The 16,980-nt window shown below is 67.5% G+C and carries 9 protein-coding genes; 6 read left to right on the top strand and 3 right to left on the bottom strand.

Annotated elements, in window-relative coordinates; genetic code table 11:
* Positions 1 to 3 precede the first annotated feature (3 nt).
* A complete protein-coding gene (locus tag ACOGI4_RS07585; RefSeq protein WP_419841075.1) occupies positions 4 to 1,383 on the bottom strand; it encodes a glutamine synthetase family protein in 1,380 nt (459 codons plus the stop codon).
* A 179-nt stretch (positions 1,384 to 1,562) separates the two neighbouring features.
* Here ACOGI4_RS07585 and ACOGI4_RS07580 point away from each other — a divergent pair, with 179 nt between their 5' ends.
* Genes ACOGI4_RS07580 through ACOGI4_RS07570 form a run of 3 tightly spaced genes read left to right on the top strand, consistent with a single transcriptional unit; the run spans position 1,563 to position 4,946 of the window.
* The gene (locus ACOGI4_RS07580) at positions 1,563 to 2,954 is read left to right on the top strand and encodes a cytochrome P450 (protein ID WP_419841074.1); all 1,392 of its coding nucleotides are present in this window, start codon (positions 1,563 to 1,565) and stop codon (positions 2,952 to 2,954) included.
* A gap of 4 nt (positions 2,955 to 2,958) precedes the next feature.
* Positions 2,959 to 4,251, top strand: a complete 1,293-nt coding sequence (locus tag ACOGI4_RS07575) for a cytochrome P450 (protein ID WP_419841073.1) — start codon at positions 2,959 to 2,961, stop codon at positions 4,249 to 4,251.
* Entirely contained in the window at positions 4,248 to 4,946 is a 699-nt protein-coding gene (locus ACOGI4_RS07570) for a type 1 glutamine amidotransferase (protein ID WP_419841072.1), read from the top strand. The genes ACOGI4_RS07575 and ACOGI4_RS07570 overlap by 4 nt, the downstream gene beginning before the upstream one ends.
* Here the strand turns inward: ACOGI4_RS07570 and ACOGI4_RS07565 are convergent.
* Complete coding sequence (locus ACOGI4_RS07565; protein ID WP_419841071.1) at positions 4,943 to 6,529, bottom strand: hypothetical protein; 1,587 nt, start codon at positions 6,527 to 6,529, stop codon at positions 4,943 to 4,945. The two genes, ACOGI4_RS07570 and ACOGI4_RS07565, sit on opposite strands and share 4 nt — an antisense overlap.
* Positions 6,472 to 8,391: an HNH endonuclease gene (locus tag ACOGI4_RS07560; protein ID WP_419841070.1), complete on the bottom strand. Its 1,920-nt coding sequence runs from the start codon at positions 8,389 to 8,391 to the stop codon at positions 6,472 to 6,474. The genes ACOGI4_RS07565 and ACOGI4_RS07560 overlap by 58 nt, the downstream gene beginning before the upstream one ends.
* A gap of 386 nt (positions 8,392 to 8,777) precedes the next feature.
* Here ACOGI4_RS07560 and ACOGI4_RS07555 point away from each other — a divergent pair, with 386 nt between their 5' ends.
* From ACOGI4_RS07555 to ACOGI4_RS07545, 3 genes are all read left to right on the top strand, one after another.
* On the top strand, positions 8,778 to 12,680 hold the full coding sequence (locus ACOGI4_RS07555) for an Eco57I restriction-modification methylase domain-containing protein (protein WP_419841069.1): 3,903 nt from the start codon (positions 8,778 to 8,780) through the stop codon (positions 12,678 to 12,680).
* 403 nt (positions 12,681 to 13,083) lie between these two features.
* Complete coding sequence (locus ACOGI4_RS07550) at positions 13,084 to 13,425, top strand: hypothetical protein (protein ID WP_419841068.1); 342 nt, start codon at positions 13,084 to 13,086, stop codon at positions 13,423 to 13,425.
* Positions 13,412 to 16,798, top strand: coding sequence for a helicase-related protein (locus ACOGI4_RS07545; protein ID WP_419841067.1), 3,387 nt, complete (start codon positions 13,412 to 13,414; stop codon positions 16,796 to 16,798). Before ACOGI4_RS07550 ends, ACOGI4_RS07545 begins: the two co-directional genes overlap by 14 nt.
* Positions 16,799 to 16,980 lie beyond the last annotated feature (182 nt).

Below are 16,980 nucleotides of genomic sequence, written 5' to 3'. Positions count from 1 at the left end.
CCGTCAGGCGAATTCGAGGTAGCGGTCGCGCTCCCACTCGGCGATGTCGTCACCGAGCGGATCGCAGCCCGCTTCGGTGAACGTGTTCAGCTCGGCCTTGGCCATCAGCACGTAGTTGGTCGAGAACTCCTGCCCCAGCGCGTCGGCCAGCGCGCTGCTCTCGTAGGCGGCGATGCCGGCGGCGGCGTCCGCGGGCAAGCGCGGCGCGTCGGCGGGGTCGTCGTACTTGTCGCCGACGCTCATCGGACCCGGATCGGCGCTGCGCTCCAGCCCGTCGGCGCCGGCGGCCAGCAGGCCCGCGATCATCAGGTAGGGGTTGGCGTCGGCCCCCGGCGCCCGATACTCGACCCGGTTGGCGCCGCCCGCCCCCACCGTGCAGCGACACATCACCGACCTGTTGTCGAGCCCCCAGTGCGCGTGGGTGGGCGCGAAGGTGTACGGCCGCACCCGCTTGTAGCCGTTGGGCGTCGGGCTGCCCAGCAGCGACAGCGCGCCGGCGTGGCGAAGCAGGCCGCCGAGCCACTGCGACATGACCTCATTGGGCAGGTCCTGCGAGGGGCCGAACGCATTTCCGGCGCCGGCGGGCCCGACCGCGCTCAGGCTGGTGTGTACGTGCATGCCGCTGCCTGACGGATCCGTCCACGGCTTGGGCATGAACGTCGCCCGCAGCCCCGCTGACGCGGCGACCTCCTTCACGATGCTCTTGTAGAGCGCCGTGTTGTCGGCCGCTGTCATGGCATCGGCGTGGGCGACATTGATCTCGATCTGGCCTGGGCCGTACTCAGGGTTCGAGGACTCGACGGGGATGCCCGCGTCGACCATCGCCGTGCGCATCTCCCACAGGACGCACTCGAGATCGCCGCGGTCAGTGAGCGAGGAGTACTGGATGTGGCGCTGCACATGCGACCAGTCGTGCTCGCACAGGTAGAACTCCATCTCGGTGGCGACCACAGGGCTGTAGCCGAGCGCTTCGCACCGGTCGATCTGGCGCTGCAGCACTGTTCGCGGTGCGATCGGATGCGGCTGGTGGGACGGGTCGAGGCTGTCCGCGAACACCAGCGCGTAGCCCGGGCGGTGGCTGAAGGTCCGCAGCGTTTCGAGATCCGGCACCAGGTGCGTGTCCAGGAAGCCCTTGGCCATGTTGATGTACGGGCTGTCGACGAGGTCGTTGTGCAGGTCGAAGATGTAGATGGCGTCCGCGATGTGGCAGCCGCCGGTCGCGACCGAGCGCAGAAAGTGGTCCACCGGAAAGCGCTTGCCTCGCAGGTGCCCGTAGGTGTCGGCGATGGCCACCTCCACCGTGTGTACCTCTGCCCGCCGCAGCTTGCGCTCGAAAGCGTCGCTCTCGACATCGCTGCGCTTGAACTCGGGGCGAATCGTCATGGGTACCTTCCTGGGTCGCGTGTTGGCCGTTGACCTGACCGTGATTCCAGCTTGAACACCGTGCAACGGGTCGGGCAGCGGGGCCCAGACCTACCGTGCAGGCGTGCCGGCACGAGCCGATTATTCGATGCGCGGGCAGTCGGGCGCAACTGCCGGGCGCACAGACTTACTATGCAGGTGTGCCGTCGCGAGCCTCCCCCGCCCATCGGGCCATCGCAGCTGGCAGGCCGGCCTCCAGTGATGTGACCGCGAACGGGCCAAGGCCGGGCGAGGAGCGGCGGAGCGCCCGCAACATCGACGCAGACATCGACATCGCCGACGCCCGTCGCTATGGCAGCGGCATTCCGTGGGAGGACTTCCGCACACTGCGGCAGCGGCCGGGCCTGCATTGGAATCGCTACGAAGACCACGGCTTCTGGGCAGTCACCCGCCACTCGGACGTGTGCGAGGTGTCGCGCCACCCCGAGCGCTTCTCGTCTGCCATCGGGCACGTCAACCTGTGGGACCTCGAAGCCGACGCGCTCGAGGCGCGCCGTTCCATCCTGGAGCACGATCCGCCGGAGCACACTCGGCTGCGCCGGGTGGTGTCCAAGGCGTTCACGCCACGCGAGATGCGCCGGTACGCGCAGCGCACACGCCACATCGCCGACGAGCTGCTCGACGAGGTCGTTCGCCGTGGGGGCGGCGACTGGGTCGAGTTGGTGGCGGCGCCGCTGCCCATTCGGGTCATCATCGCCATCTTGGGCGTGCCGGAGGCCGACGCCGACTACATGGTGGAGCTGTCCAACCACTTGGTGGAGGGCACCACCGATGCCCAGTCGCTGCCGCCCGACGCCTACGGCAACACGACGCCGCTGCGTCTGCTCCCCTTCGGCAGTCCGGCTGCGTGGGGGCTGTACGAGTACGGGGCGAAGCTCGGCGACGAGCGTGCGGACCGTCCCGCTGACGACGTGGTCAGCCGGCTGGTGCATGCCGAAGTCGGCGGCGACCGCCTGAGCGCCACTGAGTTCCGCAACTTCTTCCAGGTGCTGGTGTTCGGCGGCAACGAGACGACGCGCACCGCCATCACGCACGGGACGATGGCGTTCGCGCAGCATCCCCACCAGTGGGAACGGCTGGCGGCCGACCGGCGTTTGGTGCCCAGCGCCGTCGAAGAGGTGATCCGCTGGGCCTCGCCGATCCTGCACATGCGCCGCACTGCCGCGACCGACACGGAGCTGGCAGGCACCCAGATCGCGGCCGGCGACAAGGTGGTCATGTGGTATCCGTCCGCCAACCGGGACGAAGCGGTGTTCGACCGGCCGGACGAATTCGACATCGGCCGCGCCGACAACGCGCAGATCGCCTTCGGCGGAGGCGGACCGCATTTCTGCCTCGGCGCCTACCTGGCACGGATGGAACTGAGCGCACTGCTCGAAGCCATGCTGGACCGAGGCATCCGGCCCGCAAGCGTCCGCGACCCGGTGCGGATTCCGTCGAACTTCGTCCACGGCGTCGCGTCCGTCGAAGTGTCCGTGGAAGTGTCAGCGCACCGCTCCGACGACCGCTCGGCAACGGCTGTGGGAGCCTGAAGCGGTGAATACCTGGGCCGAGCCCTACCTGGACGATCTGGGACCCGACGACGCCGACATCTCCGACCACGACGTCTGGGCGAACGGCGTGCCGCACGCCACGTTCGCCCGCCTGCGACGCGACGAGCCGGTGGCGTGGATCGACGAGACCGACGGGCGCGGCTACTGGGCGGTCACCAAGTACGACGACGCGTTCCGGATCAGCCGCGACACCCAGACGTTCACGTCGTCGCGGGGCATCCGCCTGGAGGACATGGCGCCAGACGAGCTCGAAGCCCGCAAGACGATGATGGAGATGGATCCGCCTGAGCACACGCGCTACCGGCGCTTGGTCAGCCGGGGGTTCACGCCGCGGGTGGTGAACACCTACGAGACCGCGATCCGCGGGCTGGCCTGCGAGGTGCTGGACCGCGCCCTGCCAATGGCCCGCTTCGACTTCGTGACCGAGGTGGCCCAGGAGCTGCCGATGCGGATGCTGGGCCGCATGCTGGGCACCAGCGACGCCGACGGCCACCAGCTCGTGGAGTGGGGCGATGCGCTGCTGGGCAACACCGACCCCGACTTCACCGACTACCCAGTCGGCCTAGTGGATACCGACGAGTTCCGCTTGATGCCGTTTCGGAGCCCTGCCACCGCCGAGATCTTCGAGTACGCGGCTCGCCAAGCGGCACAGCGGCGCGAGTGCCCCACCCACGACGTGATCAGTCAGCTGCTGGCGCCGACCACCGACGGCACGCCGCTCACCGATCGGGAGTTCAAGAACTTCTTCACGCTGCTGATCGCGGCCGGCAACGACACCACCCGCTACACCATGACGCACGGGCTCTGGGTGCTGATGGCGCATCCGCATCTGTTCGACACGTGGAGGACGGCGGTGTTAGCCGGCGACGAGGCGCTGACAGACGCTGCGGTGGAAGAGGTGCTGAGGGCCAGCTCGGTCACCACGCACTTCCGCCGCACGGCCACGCGCGACACCGAGATCCGCAACGTCCGCGTGCGAGCCGGCGACAAGGTGGTGCTCTACTACATCAGCGCCGACCACGACGAGGACCGTTTCGCCCGCCCGTTCCGGTTTGACTTGGCACGCGCCGACAACGAGCACATGGCCTTCGGCCGCAACGGCCCTCACCTGTGCTTGGGCGCCTGGCTGGCGCGCATGGAGATCAAGGTGGTCTTCGAGGAGCTGCTGCGGCGCGTGGTGCGCATCGAGCCCGACGGTCCGATCGAGCGGCTTCGCTCCAACTTCATCTCCGGCATCAAGCATCTGCCGGTGCGTGTCGTCGAGCTGGCCGCATGAGGGCGCTGGTCGTCACGCACGAGGAGACGTCGCGTCCGGGCTTGGTCGGAGAGCGCTTGGTTGAGCGGGGCGTCGAGCTGTGCGTCCACGTGATGGTGCCCGACCACACCCGGCCTGCCGACTTTCAGCCGCTGCCCGACGCGGAATGCGACCTGCTGGTGGTGACCGGTTCGTACTGGTCGGTGTACGAGGAGGCCATCAAGCCGTGGATCGACGCCGAGCTGGACCTCATCCGTCAAGCGCACGGGCGCGGCACCCCGGTGCTGGGCATCTGCTTCGGCGGTCAAGCGCTGGCTGCCGCGCTCGGCGGCTCGGTGGACCGATCGCCGGAGACCGAGATCGGCTGGTACCGCATCTCGCCGCCGCCGGGCGCAGCGCTGCCGATTTCCGACGGGCCGTGGATGGAATGGCATCACGATCGCTTCCACATGCCCGAAGGCGCCGAGCTGCTCGCCAGCACTGCGATCTGCCCGCAACTGTTCCGCATGGGCCGCAGCGTGGGCACGCAGTTTCATCCCGAGATCAACGTGGCACTGGCCACCGAGTGGCTCGATGCCGCCAGCGACGACTACCTCGACTCGGTCGGCGTCGTGCGCGAGGACATCCTCGCCGACATGGCGCGCAACGAGGCCGCCAACCGGCGCAACTGCTTCGATTTCGTGGACTGGTTCCTCGACGACGTCGCGGTCGCCTAAGGGCTGCCGCCGGCGAGGCGCGCTGGATCGCAGTAGGGAACGCCGTGGCGGTCGGCCGTGAGTCTGTCGAGTTCGGACCAGACGCCGGGGCCGCCGACCCACTGTTGCGGGCTCGGCAGTATCGCGCTGTAGTCCTCGATGAGCCGGCAGCGCCGTTCGTTGCCCGCCTCGGTCGGATCGAAGTGAACGACTGCGGTGGCTATCTCGCTGGTGACGGCTTGCAATGGAGTGACCCGGTCGGCCTGCGCAAGCCGAGCGTTGGCGAGCAGTGTGAGCGTCATGGTGCCGCCCAGCACCACGGCTGCTGTGACTGCCGCGGCTCGGACGGTCCGCCGCTTGCGACACAACCCGAAGGCGCACGCCAGCACGGCCGCGGCCATGAACGACCAGCCCACTTGCACCATGACCGTCTCTCGCCACGCCTCGCCGATACGCGGGCGCACCTCTTGCGTGCGCCCGGAGAGTCCGGCCATAAGCGCTGGCAGGAACGCCGCGACCGCACCGAGCGACGCCAAGCCGACTGCCGTGCGCTGCCAGTGGGCCGCCGACGCGTCGGTCGCTCGCCGAGCAGCGGCCACAGTGACGAACGCCGTCGCAATGAGCAGTACCGCGAGCAGCATGTTCGTCGCCAAGTCCGTCAGCCCGAAGCTGACTCCGGCGCCATCCGCGAGTCTCGCCGCATGACGCCATCCGGCCGGCGGTGCCCCGGTCAGCAATCGGTCGACGGTTCGCCCGAGTGCATCGGTTGTCAAGCTGGCCTGCGACGCTGCGTAGCACGTGGCCGTGGCGCATCGCCGCGCAATCTCTATGCGAACGGGTACGAACACCGCCAGGAATCCGGCGCTGAGCGACAGCCAGCGCCAGGTACACGCCAAGCGCAGCAGTCGAGAACCAAGGCCACCAACGCCCGCACGCACCAGCACGAACGCAGCGGCGAACGGCGGGGCCACGTACGCCAAGTCGTGCGTGCCGGCCAAGGCCGCGCCGAGCAGGATCATCGCTGCCGGTTCATGCCAGGCAAAGCGTCGCTGCGTCATGTCGCGGTCGCGTGCGACCCACAACGCCGTCGTTAACGTCAACACGACCGAACCCAGCAGGACGAGGTGGTAGCTGGTGATGGGGCTGTAGTGGTCGCCGGCGACGAGCACTGTGGCCAGCACCATCGGGTACAGCACCGCCAATGGGTGGCGGCCGGTGCGCTCCACGCCCGACGACCGCAGCATGGCTGCGAGCAGCCCATATGCACTGAACGCCAACAGGACGAGCAAGGCCATCCGCACCAAGCCGTTCACCGCATGCGGAGGCAGTCCGGTTGCCTCGGCAACGTCGAAGACGGCTGCTCGCTCGATGTTCTCGACGGCGCGGCCGAGCGGGCGGAAGTTGCCGTCGTCCAGGAACGTGTCGATCTTGTCCAACGAACGGCCTATGGCCCGCAGCAGATTACTGCCGACCTCGTGCGCGACCAAGTAGAGGCGGCGCCGATCGTCGCCCAGCAGCGACTGGCCGACCAGCGGAATCGCGACGATCAGCGACGGTGCCGCAACGGCAAGCTTCCGCCGGCGACAGGCTTCAGGACCTGCCATCGCAGCCCGAGCCTAGACGCGCCCGACGCGCCGAACTTGATCCGGTCCTTGGCCTTCCGAGCCGGCCGAAACTGCCGAGCCCTCCGAGCCTGCGACAGCCTGGCTGGCAGCACAGCCGCAACCATGCTGCGGCTAGCTGTGTTCAGGTGCTGTGTGCTGGGACTGCTGCAGTCGGCGGGCTGTGCTCTGGCCGACCGGAGTCGTCGGACTCGGGTGCGCTGGCTGGGGGTGGGCCATTCGGCGGCGCCCCCGAGAAGTCGGCTTGCTCGTGATCCGCTGGTGTGTGCTGGGACTGCCGCAGTCGGCGGGCTGTGCTCTGGCCGACCGGATTCGTCGGACTTCGGTGCGCTGGCTGGGGGTGGGCCATTCGGCGGCGCCCCCGAGAAGTCGGCTTGCTCGTGATCGGGTGGTGGGTGCGTTGACGGCCGGTTGTTGGGTGGTGGGTCGGTTTGTGGTGGTTGGAGTTGAGGTTTGCCGTTGGGTCCGATGGTGATGGTTCGATGGTGCTGGTGGAGGTGTCGGTGGCAGGGTTCGCACAGCAGGGCGAGGTTGTCGATTTCTGTGAGTCCGCCGTGTTCGTGGTGGCAGATGTGGTGGGCTTGAGTGTGCTCGCAGGTGAGCTGGCAGCCGATGCAGCCTTGATCGCGTGCGGCGAGCACTAGGCGCTGAGCGTCGCTGGCGTTGCGGCTGCGTCCCAGAGCAAGCTGTTTCCAGTCGGCGCTGAAGACCGCCGGCAGCACTTTCGCGTCCACAGCATGCTCGGCGAGCAGGCGTGCTGACAGCGGCGTGCCGTCGTCCAGACGCGGGCGGGCGAGCTTGCTGTCGACGAGGTCGTAGTCGGCGATGACCATCAACGTGGTGTTGGTTCGCCGTGTCGGCGACTCGCCCGCGATCAGGTTCGCGACGGCATCCGCAGTCAGCTGCGCACGCGTCAGAGCCGCGTCGTTGCCTCCGAGGCAGTCGCCGTCACCAGCCGTGCCTGCGTCGACGCGGTTGGTGTGCTGGCGGTTTCGTGCTGTGCGCACGGCGGCTTGGAGCGCGACCGACACGTGACGGCCGGTGATTGCGTCGAACTTTGCCCGTAGCACCCACATGCCGTCGTCGCCGCGATGCATCGACCCGCGGCGCTGCTCGCGCTGCAAAGCCATCTCCACATCCACTGGCGACAGCCCCTTGGCGGCAGCCTCGGCCGCAAGATCGTCCCACACTTGCTGACTCTGGTAGGCGAACGGATGTCGCGCCACCACATCCGACGGGTACGCCCGGCACAGCTCCAAGAAATCTGACTCGCTGCGACGATGAGGCTTTGGCGCCTCACGAGCGATCACACGGGCATGAGACACCGTCACGTCGCCGGTCTGCAACGCCTTGATCGTGTCTGTCAGGCCTTCGGCAGCGAGCGTCTCGCCCAACCGGGCCTCGCTGCGCGCCTGCGAACAGTTCAGCCGGGCTTGGTCTCGCAGCACATACGCCGCACTCTGCGCGCCATTGCGCGTCGCGAACTCACTCACCACCGCCAAGTAGCGGCCTTCCACCCGAGCACGCTCGGCTGCCAGCTGTACCATCAGCGCCTTCAGCGCACCGTCTGCGAGCGAAGACAGGTCTGCGCCCTCAGCACCGCGTGCGCCGACATCACAGCAGATGCGAGGCGGCGAACCGGCTGCGCCGCCGCTGGGAGCGGTCGCATCAGCAGTCCGACCGAACGGCCCGCCGCTCCATGTCGTCGACTCGCTCGGCCACGCCGGCTCAGCCACGGGCCACACCGGCGTCGTGCGGAATGCGCTGTGGCCGTCGGCGAACCCGTCTTCATCAATGGCCACGTCGGCGCCAGGAGCAGGCTCGCGGAGCAGTTCGCTGAACATGAGACCAGTATACATACGTTCATTTGCAAACACAAACATCTACGCAAACATCCAGTAGAGGAATGGCGAGGCAGTGGCACCGGACGTTCAACGACAACCGCAGACACGCCGCGTCCGACGAGATCTGGGCGCCGCGTCCGGCTAGATCTGCGCGGCGCGTCCGGCTAGATCTGCGCGGCGCGGCTGGCAGCGCCGAATCATCGCGCCGACCCCCCCCCCCCCCCCCTACCATCGCAGGCTCTCGATCCGGCAGCTGCTCGCCACAGCGTCTACGCCCCCCCCCCCCCGACGCGCTGACCCCCGCTACCATCGCAGGCGCCTTCGGTCTGGCTTGCAACTGGGCTGTGGGACTCAGCAGAGGGAGCACACCATGACGGCGCGGGCGCGTGGATGAGTTCCTGATCGATCGGGTGCCGCGGACATGGCAGACGCGGGCCAAGTTGCCGCAGTCGCTGGTGCCGGCGGACATGTTCGTGCAAGAAGTCCCCAACGGGCTGGAGGTGGTGCTCGCTCGTGCCCAGCGATTGCCGTCGAACGCGGACCTGCGGGCGGCGTGGTCCGCTCGCAAGGATGGGCGGCACCCCCCAGTGCTGCTCGTGGCGTCGTATCCGACGGCCGACGGGACTCGGGTGGCGCTGTGCGGTCCGACGGGCGACAAGCCAGTGGTGTACACCGACGTCGAGGTCTCTCAAGCGGAACGCCTTGCCGATGCTGCGCTGAGCGAGCCGAGCCACCACGCAGCGACTCGCCTGCTGATGGCCGCGCTGCCGGAGATGCACTCGCCGTTTCCCGGTCTGCGCAACACCGGCCTGCTGGCAAGCCAAGAACTCAAGTCCGGAGTGCCACTACGCCGAGATTGGGCAACAGCGTGCAAGCAGGCCGCGCCGCTGCTGGCATGTCGGGGTCGAGCGCTCGTCGAGGCACTCGGCTTCGAGGTCGAGACGCTGTCCATCAACGCTTCGGTGCTGACGGTTGCCGGCCGGCGTGAGGCCGTCGCCGTGTTCTGCGACGACAACGAGCCGTTCGAGGCACCTTCGGGCCGATTCGACAACACCTCGCCGGTGTCGCGAGCGCTGGCGCTGGCGGACCGCGAGCACCTGGACTGGGTGGTGCTCACTCGCGCATCGGAGATACGTCTGTACTCGGCACGCCCCGAAGTCGGCGTCGGACGCAAGGGTCGGGCCGAGACGTTCGTGGAACTGAACCTCGCGCTGACTCAGACCGACCAAGCGGGCTATCTCCAGCTGCTGTTCTCGGCGAAGGCGCTGGGCCCCGGCGGGTCGCTGCACGACGTCCTCAGTGACTCCGAGCGTTACGCAGCAGACCTCGCTGCTCGGCTGCGAGAGCGCATCTACCACCAGACCGTCCCCGCGCTGGCCCGGGCAGTGGCCGCCCGACTCACGAGCGGGCGCGGCGACAACACCGTCAGCGAGACAGACTTCGACCATGCGTACGAGCAAGTCATGGTCATCTTGTTCCGCCTGCTGTTCGTGGCCTACGCCGAAGATCGGGACCTGCTGCCCTTCCGAACGAATGACACCTACGCCAGCCATTCGCAGACACGCATCGCGCAGCGCCTCGCCAAACGATCACGCCGACGCACCAGCGTGGCGGTCGCCGGCGGCGCTGCCGGCATCGGCACTGTCAGAGGCGACTCAGGCATCGACAGCACGAGCACTGGCTGGTGGGACGAGGTCAAGCTGTTGTGGCGCGCCGTCAACCGCGGCAACCCCGACTGGAGCGTTCCCGCCTACAACGGTGGGCTGTTCTCCGACGATCAGTACATCAGCCCGGCGGGCGCAGCAATCGAACGGCTCGAGCTGACCAACGCCGAGTTCGAGCCAGCGCTCGCTGCAGCACTCGTCGACGAAGGCCCAGACGGCGTCATCGGCCCGATCGACTTCCGGTCGCTGTCGGTGCGCGAGTTCGGCACCATCTACGAAGGCTTGCTCGAATCGAAACTGTCGGTGGCGCCCGACGACTTGGTCGTGAAGCGCATCAAGGGCGCAGACCAGTACCTGCCTGCAACTGCCGCTGACCCCGACGAGGCCGTGGCGGTGCGCGCCGGGGAGGTGTACTTCCACAACCGTTCCGGCGTGCGCAAATCCACCGGCTCGTACTTCACGAAGCCGTTCGCTGTGGAGCATCTGCTGGATCACGCACTCGAACCGGCGCTGGACGCTCACCTCGACCGACTGGACCACCTGCGCGAAGCCGGCGACGATGCCGCTGTTGCCGAGACCTTCTTCGACTTCCGATGTGCCGATATCGCCATGGGTTCCGGGCACTTCCTGGTCGCGGCGCTCGACCGCATCGAATCGAAGCTGGCGGGCTGGCTCTCGCTGCATCCGGTGCCGGCGATCACCGCCGAGCTCGACAGGCTGAGCCGAACGGCGCTCGCTGCACTGAGCGAACCCGACCACAACCGCGGCGAACAAGCCGTCGCAGCGCGCGGCAGCAGCGACCCCGGCGCCAGCGTCGAGGCCAGCTCGCTGCTGCGGCGCCAGATCGCGCGGCACTGCATCTACGGCGTCGACAAGAACAAGGTCGCGGTGGAACTCACTCGGTGTGCCATCTGGATTCACACCTTCGTGGCCGGCTTGCCGTTGTCGTTCTTGGACCACAACTTGATCCACGGCGACAGCCTCACCGGCGTCGGCAGTCTCGACGATGCCGTTGCCGCATTGGAACCCAGCACCGACGCGCAAACGCCGAGCTTGTTCCGGGACCAGCTGACGGCGCTGCTCGGGTCTGCCGAGGACGCTCTGCGCCGACTGGCCCAGACGTCCGATGCCACCAAGCGAGAGATCAAGGATGCGCGAGACGCCCACGCCGACGCCCACCGCGCCGTGAGCGGTGCGAGGGCGGTGTTCGACGTGGTCACTGCGCACCGGGCCGGCACCGGCTCACTGCCAGAGAATCTCAATCCTGCAGTGTTCTCGCGGTTGGCCGAGAGCGCCGAGGTTCGAGAGCACATTGAGCGCCTACGGCCAGTGCATCTTCCCGCAGCGTTCCCCGAAGTCTTCCTGCGAGACAATCCCGGCTTCGACTGCCTCCTCGGCAACCCACCGTGGGAGAAAGTGGTCGTAGACCGCGAAGTCTGGTGGGGCATGCACTTGCCCGGAGTGCGGTCGCTGCCGGTAGCGCGCCGCCGTGCCCGCATTGACGCGCTCGAATCCCAACGGCCGGACTTGGCCGAGGAGTTCGAGCGAGAGCATCAACGTGCCGAGGCGCTCAAGCACATTCTCCGCTCCACCTTCTCCAGATTGGGTTCGGGCCAGACAGACCTCTACAAGGCGTTCGCGTGGGCGAACCTCGCGCTGTGCCGCTTGGGGGGGACCCTCGGCATTGTGCTGCCGCGATCTGCAGTCGCTGACGCCGGCATGGCGAATTGGCGGCGCGAAGTCGTCGGCGTAAACGGGGCATCAATTTTACAGGACAGGACAGGACAGGACAGGACAGGACAGGACAGGACAGGACAGGACAGGACAGGACAGGACAGGACAGGACAGGACAGGACAGGACAGGACAGGACAGGACAGGACAGGACAGCCGCCACTATCTCGACGGTCATCAATCACAAGGGCTGGGTGTTCGACGGAGTCCATCACTCCTACACGGTGGTGCTCGCAGTCGTCAGGCGAACCTCAGCGCGGCCAGCTGCCTCAACACCAAGCAGTGGGCGTTCGACGGTCTCGACGCCAGGTACACGGTCGCGCTGCTCGCCGTCCACAGGCCTGCACCGCAGTCCGAACCTTGGGGGTGGCTTTGACGACACATCCGGCATTGAAGGCGACGAACCGTTCGTAGCCATCTACCCGGGTCCGGCGCGATCGCTTGATCACTTCAGGGAACTCGTCGACGGCAAACCAGAACTCGTTCCGGTTGCCGAGCTAGAGCGCTGGTCTAACTCGGCCGCGTTCCCGCAAATCCCCAGTCGAGCGGCGTTTCGCGTGTGGCGGCGCATGAAGCGTCATCCGCGCTTCGACGGCGGCTCGCCGCCCGGCGTTTCTGCTGAGACCGCCCCCCCCCCCCCGCGCGATGGCGGTTCCGCCCGATTCAGGGCGACTACAACGCCACCACAGACCGGCACCGATTCATCAACGACGACGGACGCCGAGCTTCCGTCCGGTCGCAGAATTCCACGCAACGCACGACCGTCACCGATTCGTGAACGACGATGGAGCTTCCGCCCAGTACGCGAGTTCGATGCGACCAATGACCGGCACCTGTTCCTCCGAGATGACGGCGCAGCGGCAGCATGTTCCGAGATTGCCGGTGATGAGTGACATCTGGCCCGTCTACAAGGGGTCGTCATTCAATCTCTGGACGCCGGACACGGGTACCTACTACGACAGCGCTGACTCTGACGAGATGATCGAATATCTGCAGGAATGACGACTCGAACAGCGCTCGAAGCGCAAGTCAGCGTTCGCCGAGCAGAATCACTCTATCACGAATGAACTACAGACGCTGTCATGTCTGCATCCCCGTATCGCATTTCGCAACGTCACCCGGGCATCCGATACCCGTTCACTCATCGTCTCACTCATTCCCGGGAAATGTGTCATCACCAATCACGCGCCTTATTTGCTCAGAATCGCCGGCACACCTTCGGACGAAGCACTCGTGCTCGGCTTGCTGTCTTCCATGCCGTGTGATTGGCAAGTTCGACGCACTGTCGAATTGAACATGACGTTCGAGCAGCTGAATCTGCTCACGATTCCGGACCCGGGGGCGGGCGATCCTGTTCGAGACCGCGTGGCAGAGATTTCGGGGCGTCTTGCTGCGGTGGACGAGCGCTTTGCGGACTGGGCTGCTGAGGTCGGCGTGCCGGTGGGCTCGGCGAACGACGAGACGACCAAGCACGACCTCATCTGCGAGCTCGACGCCTGCGTGGCGCTGCTCTACGGCCTCGACGAAGACGACTTGGAGGTCATCTACACCACCTTCGACGAGAAGCGTCCGGACCGCTACCTCGACCGCCTCGCTGCGGTCCGAACACACTTTCGGCGGTGGCGTGACCACGCCTGAGAAACCGGAGATTGCGCTCAACCGGGGCGGCCAGACGGTCGCCGGGGCGCTCAACGCGTTCATCACCCACGCCGCTACCGACTTCGTCAGCGGCGCCGCAGTAGACATCGCGACGGCGTACTTCAACCTGGGCGGCTACTCCCTGCTGGCCGACGCGCTGGACCATGCCTCGGGCGTGCGGCTGCTGCTCGGCGCGGAGCCGCAGCCGCCGGAGCAGCGGCGCCGAGCGCTGCGCACCGAACCTCGCCAGGCTGATCGGGCCCGTCGAGCACGCATGCGCAGCGCGCTCGACGGCCAAGAGCAGCACCTGCGCTTCGACCGCGACAACCTCGGCTTCACGCTGGAGGCCGAGGCCACTGCACGCCGACTGGTCGCTTGGCTGGACGACCCCAGGGTGCAGGTGCGGCGCCTTGAGGGCCGGTTTCTGCACGGCAAGGCGTTTCTGGTCGGGCACCGTTCGCACGGCGTGGTTGCCGGATCGTCCAACTTCACCCACGCAGGGCTCGCCACCAACCTGGAGCTGAACCTCGGGAACTATGCGCCGACCGTGGTGGGCCAAGTGCAGGACTGGTTCGACGAGCTGTGGGCCGAGGCCGCCGACTACGACCTCGCCGCGCTGTTCCGCGCCGGCTTCGAGGAGCATTCGCCCTACCTCGTGTACCTGCGGATGCTGTGGGAGCGCTACGGCGCCGAGGTGTACGACGAAGCAGCGGCGGAAGACGCCACGGCCATCCATCTCACCGGGTTCCAGAACGACGGCCTGTGGCGGGCCCGACGCGTCCTCCAAGAACGGCATGGCGTGCTGATCGCGGATGAGGTCGGGCTCGGCAAGACGTTCCTCGCCGGCGCGCTGATTGAAGACGCGACCATGGGCCGTCGCCAACGGGTGCTGGTGGTCGCTCCGGCCACCTTGCGAGACGGGCCGTGGCGAGCGTTCATGCACGAGCACAACCTGCCCATGGAGCTGGTGTCGTTCGAGGACCTCACCGGCGACTCTCGACTCAACCCCGACCATGCCGCTGGCACGAAGCTCGCTGCGCGGGACATCAACGACTACGCCATGGTGGTGGTCGACGAGGCGCACAACCTGCGCAACCCGTCCACCCAGCGGGCGCAGGCACTGCGGCGGCTGCTGGCAGGCTCGCCGCCCAAGCAGCTGGTGATGCTGACGGCCACGCCGGTCAACAACAGCCTGTGGGACTTGTACCACCTGCTGGGCTACTTCCTGCGGAACGACGGTGCGTTCGCCGATGCCGGCATCCGATCCCTGCGGGACCACTTCGCTCACGCCGTGGCGATGAACCCCGACGACCTCACGCCTGAGCATCTCTTCGACGTGCTCGACGCGGTGGCGGTGCGCCGCACTCGCTCGTTCGTGAAGCGCTTCTATCCCAATGACACCATCCGCACGGGCGGCGCCGACACACCCATCGTGTTCCCGACGCCGCGGGTCCACAAGGTGGTCTACGACCTCGACGCCGTGCTGCGGGACTTCTTCGACCGCTTCGCTGCGGCGCTCGACACAGACAGCAGTTCTGCGCAGGCGGGTGTGCTGACCCTGGCCCGCTACACACCCTCGCGGTATCGGCTCGACGGCGACGTCGATGCGTACGAGACCCAGCTGGCCGGCTTGCTGCGCTCCATGCTGCTCAAGCGGTTCGAATCCTCGCCGCATGCGTTCGCCGAGAGCTGCCACCGCATGGCAGCGAGCCACGATGCGTTCTTGGGCCTGCTGGAGCGCGGGCGGGTCGGCACCGGCGAGGCGCTGGCGGACTGGATGGCCACCGACAGCGACGACATGGACAACAAGGACCATGACTCGTTCTCGGATCACCTCTTGGCGACGAGCCATGACGCTGCGGGCTACGACGTCGACCGCCTGCGAGCCGATGCAGCCCGCGATAGCGACCTCCTGCGAGGTTTCGAGGCTGAGGCCCGCACGGTCCGCCAGGCCGACGATCCGAACCTGGCGGCACTGGTGGATGAGCTGGCCGACATCGCAGCCGAAGCCGAAGCCGAGGGCATCGGTGCCGATGACACGCGGGACCGCCGCAAGGTGCTCATCTTCAGCTACTACGCCGACACGGTGGACTGGATCGTCGAACATCTCGAGAACGCCGTGCAGTCCGACGAGCGCCTGGCCGTCTACCGGGGACGGATCGAGTCGATCACCGGCAGCGGCGGTTCGGACGACAAGCGCTCGGTGCTGTGGGGCTTCGCTCCCCGCACGACCGACGCGCCCCACGGCGAAGACGCTGATCGGTACGACATCGTGGTGGCCACCGACGTGCTGGCCGAAGGGGTGAATCTCCAGCAGGCCCGTCACATCGTCAACTACGACCTGCCGTGGAATCCGATGCGGCTGGTGCAACGCCATGGGCGCATCGACCGCATCGGCTCGCCGCACCGCGAGGTGCATCTACGCTGCGTCTTCCCCGACAGCCGTCTCGACGACCTGCTCGGGCTGGAGGAACGCCTGCACCGCAGGATCGCCCAAGCAGCCGCCACCGTCGGCGTGGGCGACGTCCTGCCTGACCAAGGCGCCAGTTCGGACGTGAACTTCACCGAGTCTCGTGAAGAGATCGAACTACTGCGCAACGAGGATCCTGGCTTGTTCGAGCGGGGCGGCACCGAGCGAGGGACACTGTCTGGTGAGGAGTTCCGCCAAGAGCTGCGCCAGGCGATGGAGGACGGTGGCTTAGCCGGCCAGATCGAGTCGCTGCCGTGGAAGTCCGGCTCGGGGATGTCGGCGGCTGTCGGCGGCCGGCGCGGCTACGTGTTCTGCGCCCGCATCGGCGATCATCCTGCGCCACTGTTCCGCTTCGTGCCGCGGGGCGCGCTGGTTGCACGAGACGAGCCTGTTTCGGGGGACGGGCCTGGGGCTCAGGCTGCTGAAGCGCAGAAGGTGGTGGACGAGACGCTGGCGTGCCTGCACCTCGCCCGCCCGCCGAGCGGCTTCGAGACGCCGCGACGCCTCAGCGACGACGATGCACGGCGTGCCTTCGAGGCTTGGGAGGTCGCCCGTGCCGACATCGTCGAGAAGTGGAACTACCTGGCCGACGGTGCGAACCTGCAGCCGCGCGTGGCGCCCCGCTTGGCGCGTGTTGCCGCTGTGGTGCGCGAGCACCCGCCGCCCGGCATGACACAGGACGACGTGGACAAGGCCGTCGACACCATCTGCGCGCCCTACCCCGAGCGCACCATTCGCACGCTCGCGGCAGCTCTCGCCAGCTCCGATGACCCTGCCCGCCAAGCCGAACTCGTGTTGAGGGTGATTCGAGACCTCGGCTTGGCGCCGTTCGTGCCGCCCGACCCGCTCCCCGAGATCACCGGCGACGACGTCTACTGCGTCACGTGGCTCGCCTTGGTGTGATCGCGCGACGAGCCTGGCCGCGAACCGGGCCGCGTCAACTGGATTTCATGGCAAGAGCGTGGACAGCCGGGCTTGACTTCTTCGCCCTTGTTTCTTCACCGCCAGCGCGTCTTCATTGCCACCGGTGTGTCAACGGCCTTGTCGTGTCGACCTCGGCAGCCGCGTTGCGCACGGAGCCTGCG

The organism is Candidatus Poriferisodalis sp. (assembly GCF_965205175.1).
Classification (GTDB): domain Bacteria; phylum Actinomycetota; class Acidimicrobiia; order Acidimicrobiales; family Poriferisodalaceae; genus Poriferisodalis.
The sequence above is the reverse complement of the archived record's forward strand: the minus strand, read 5'-3'. Positions and strand labels throughout refer to the sequence as shown.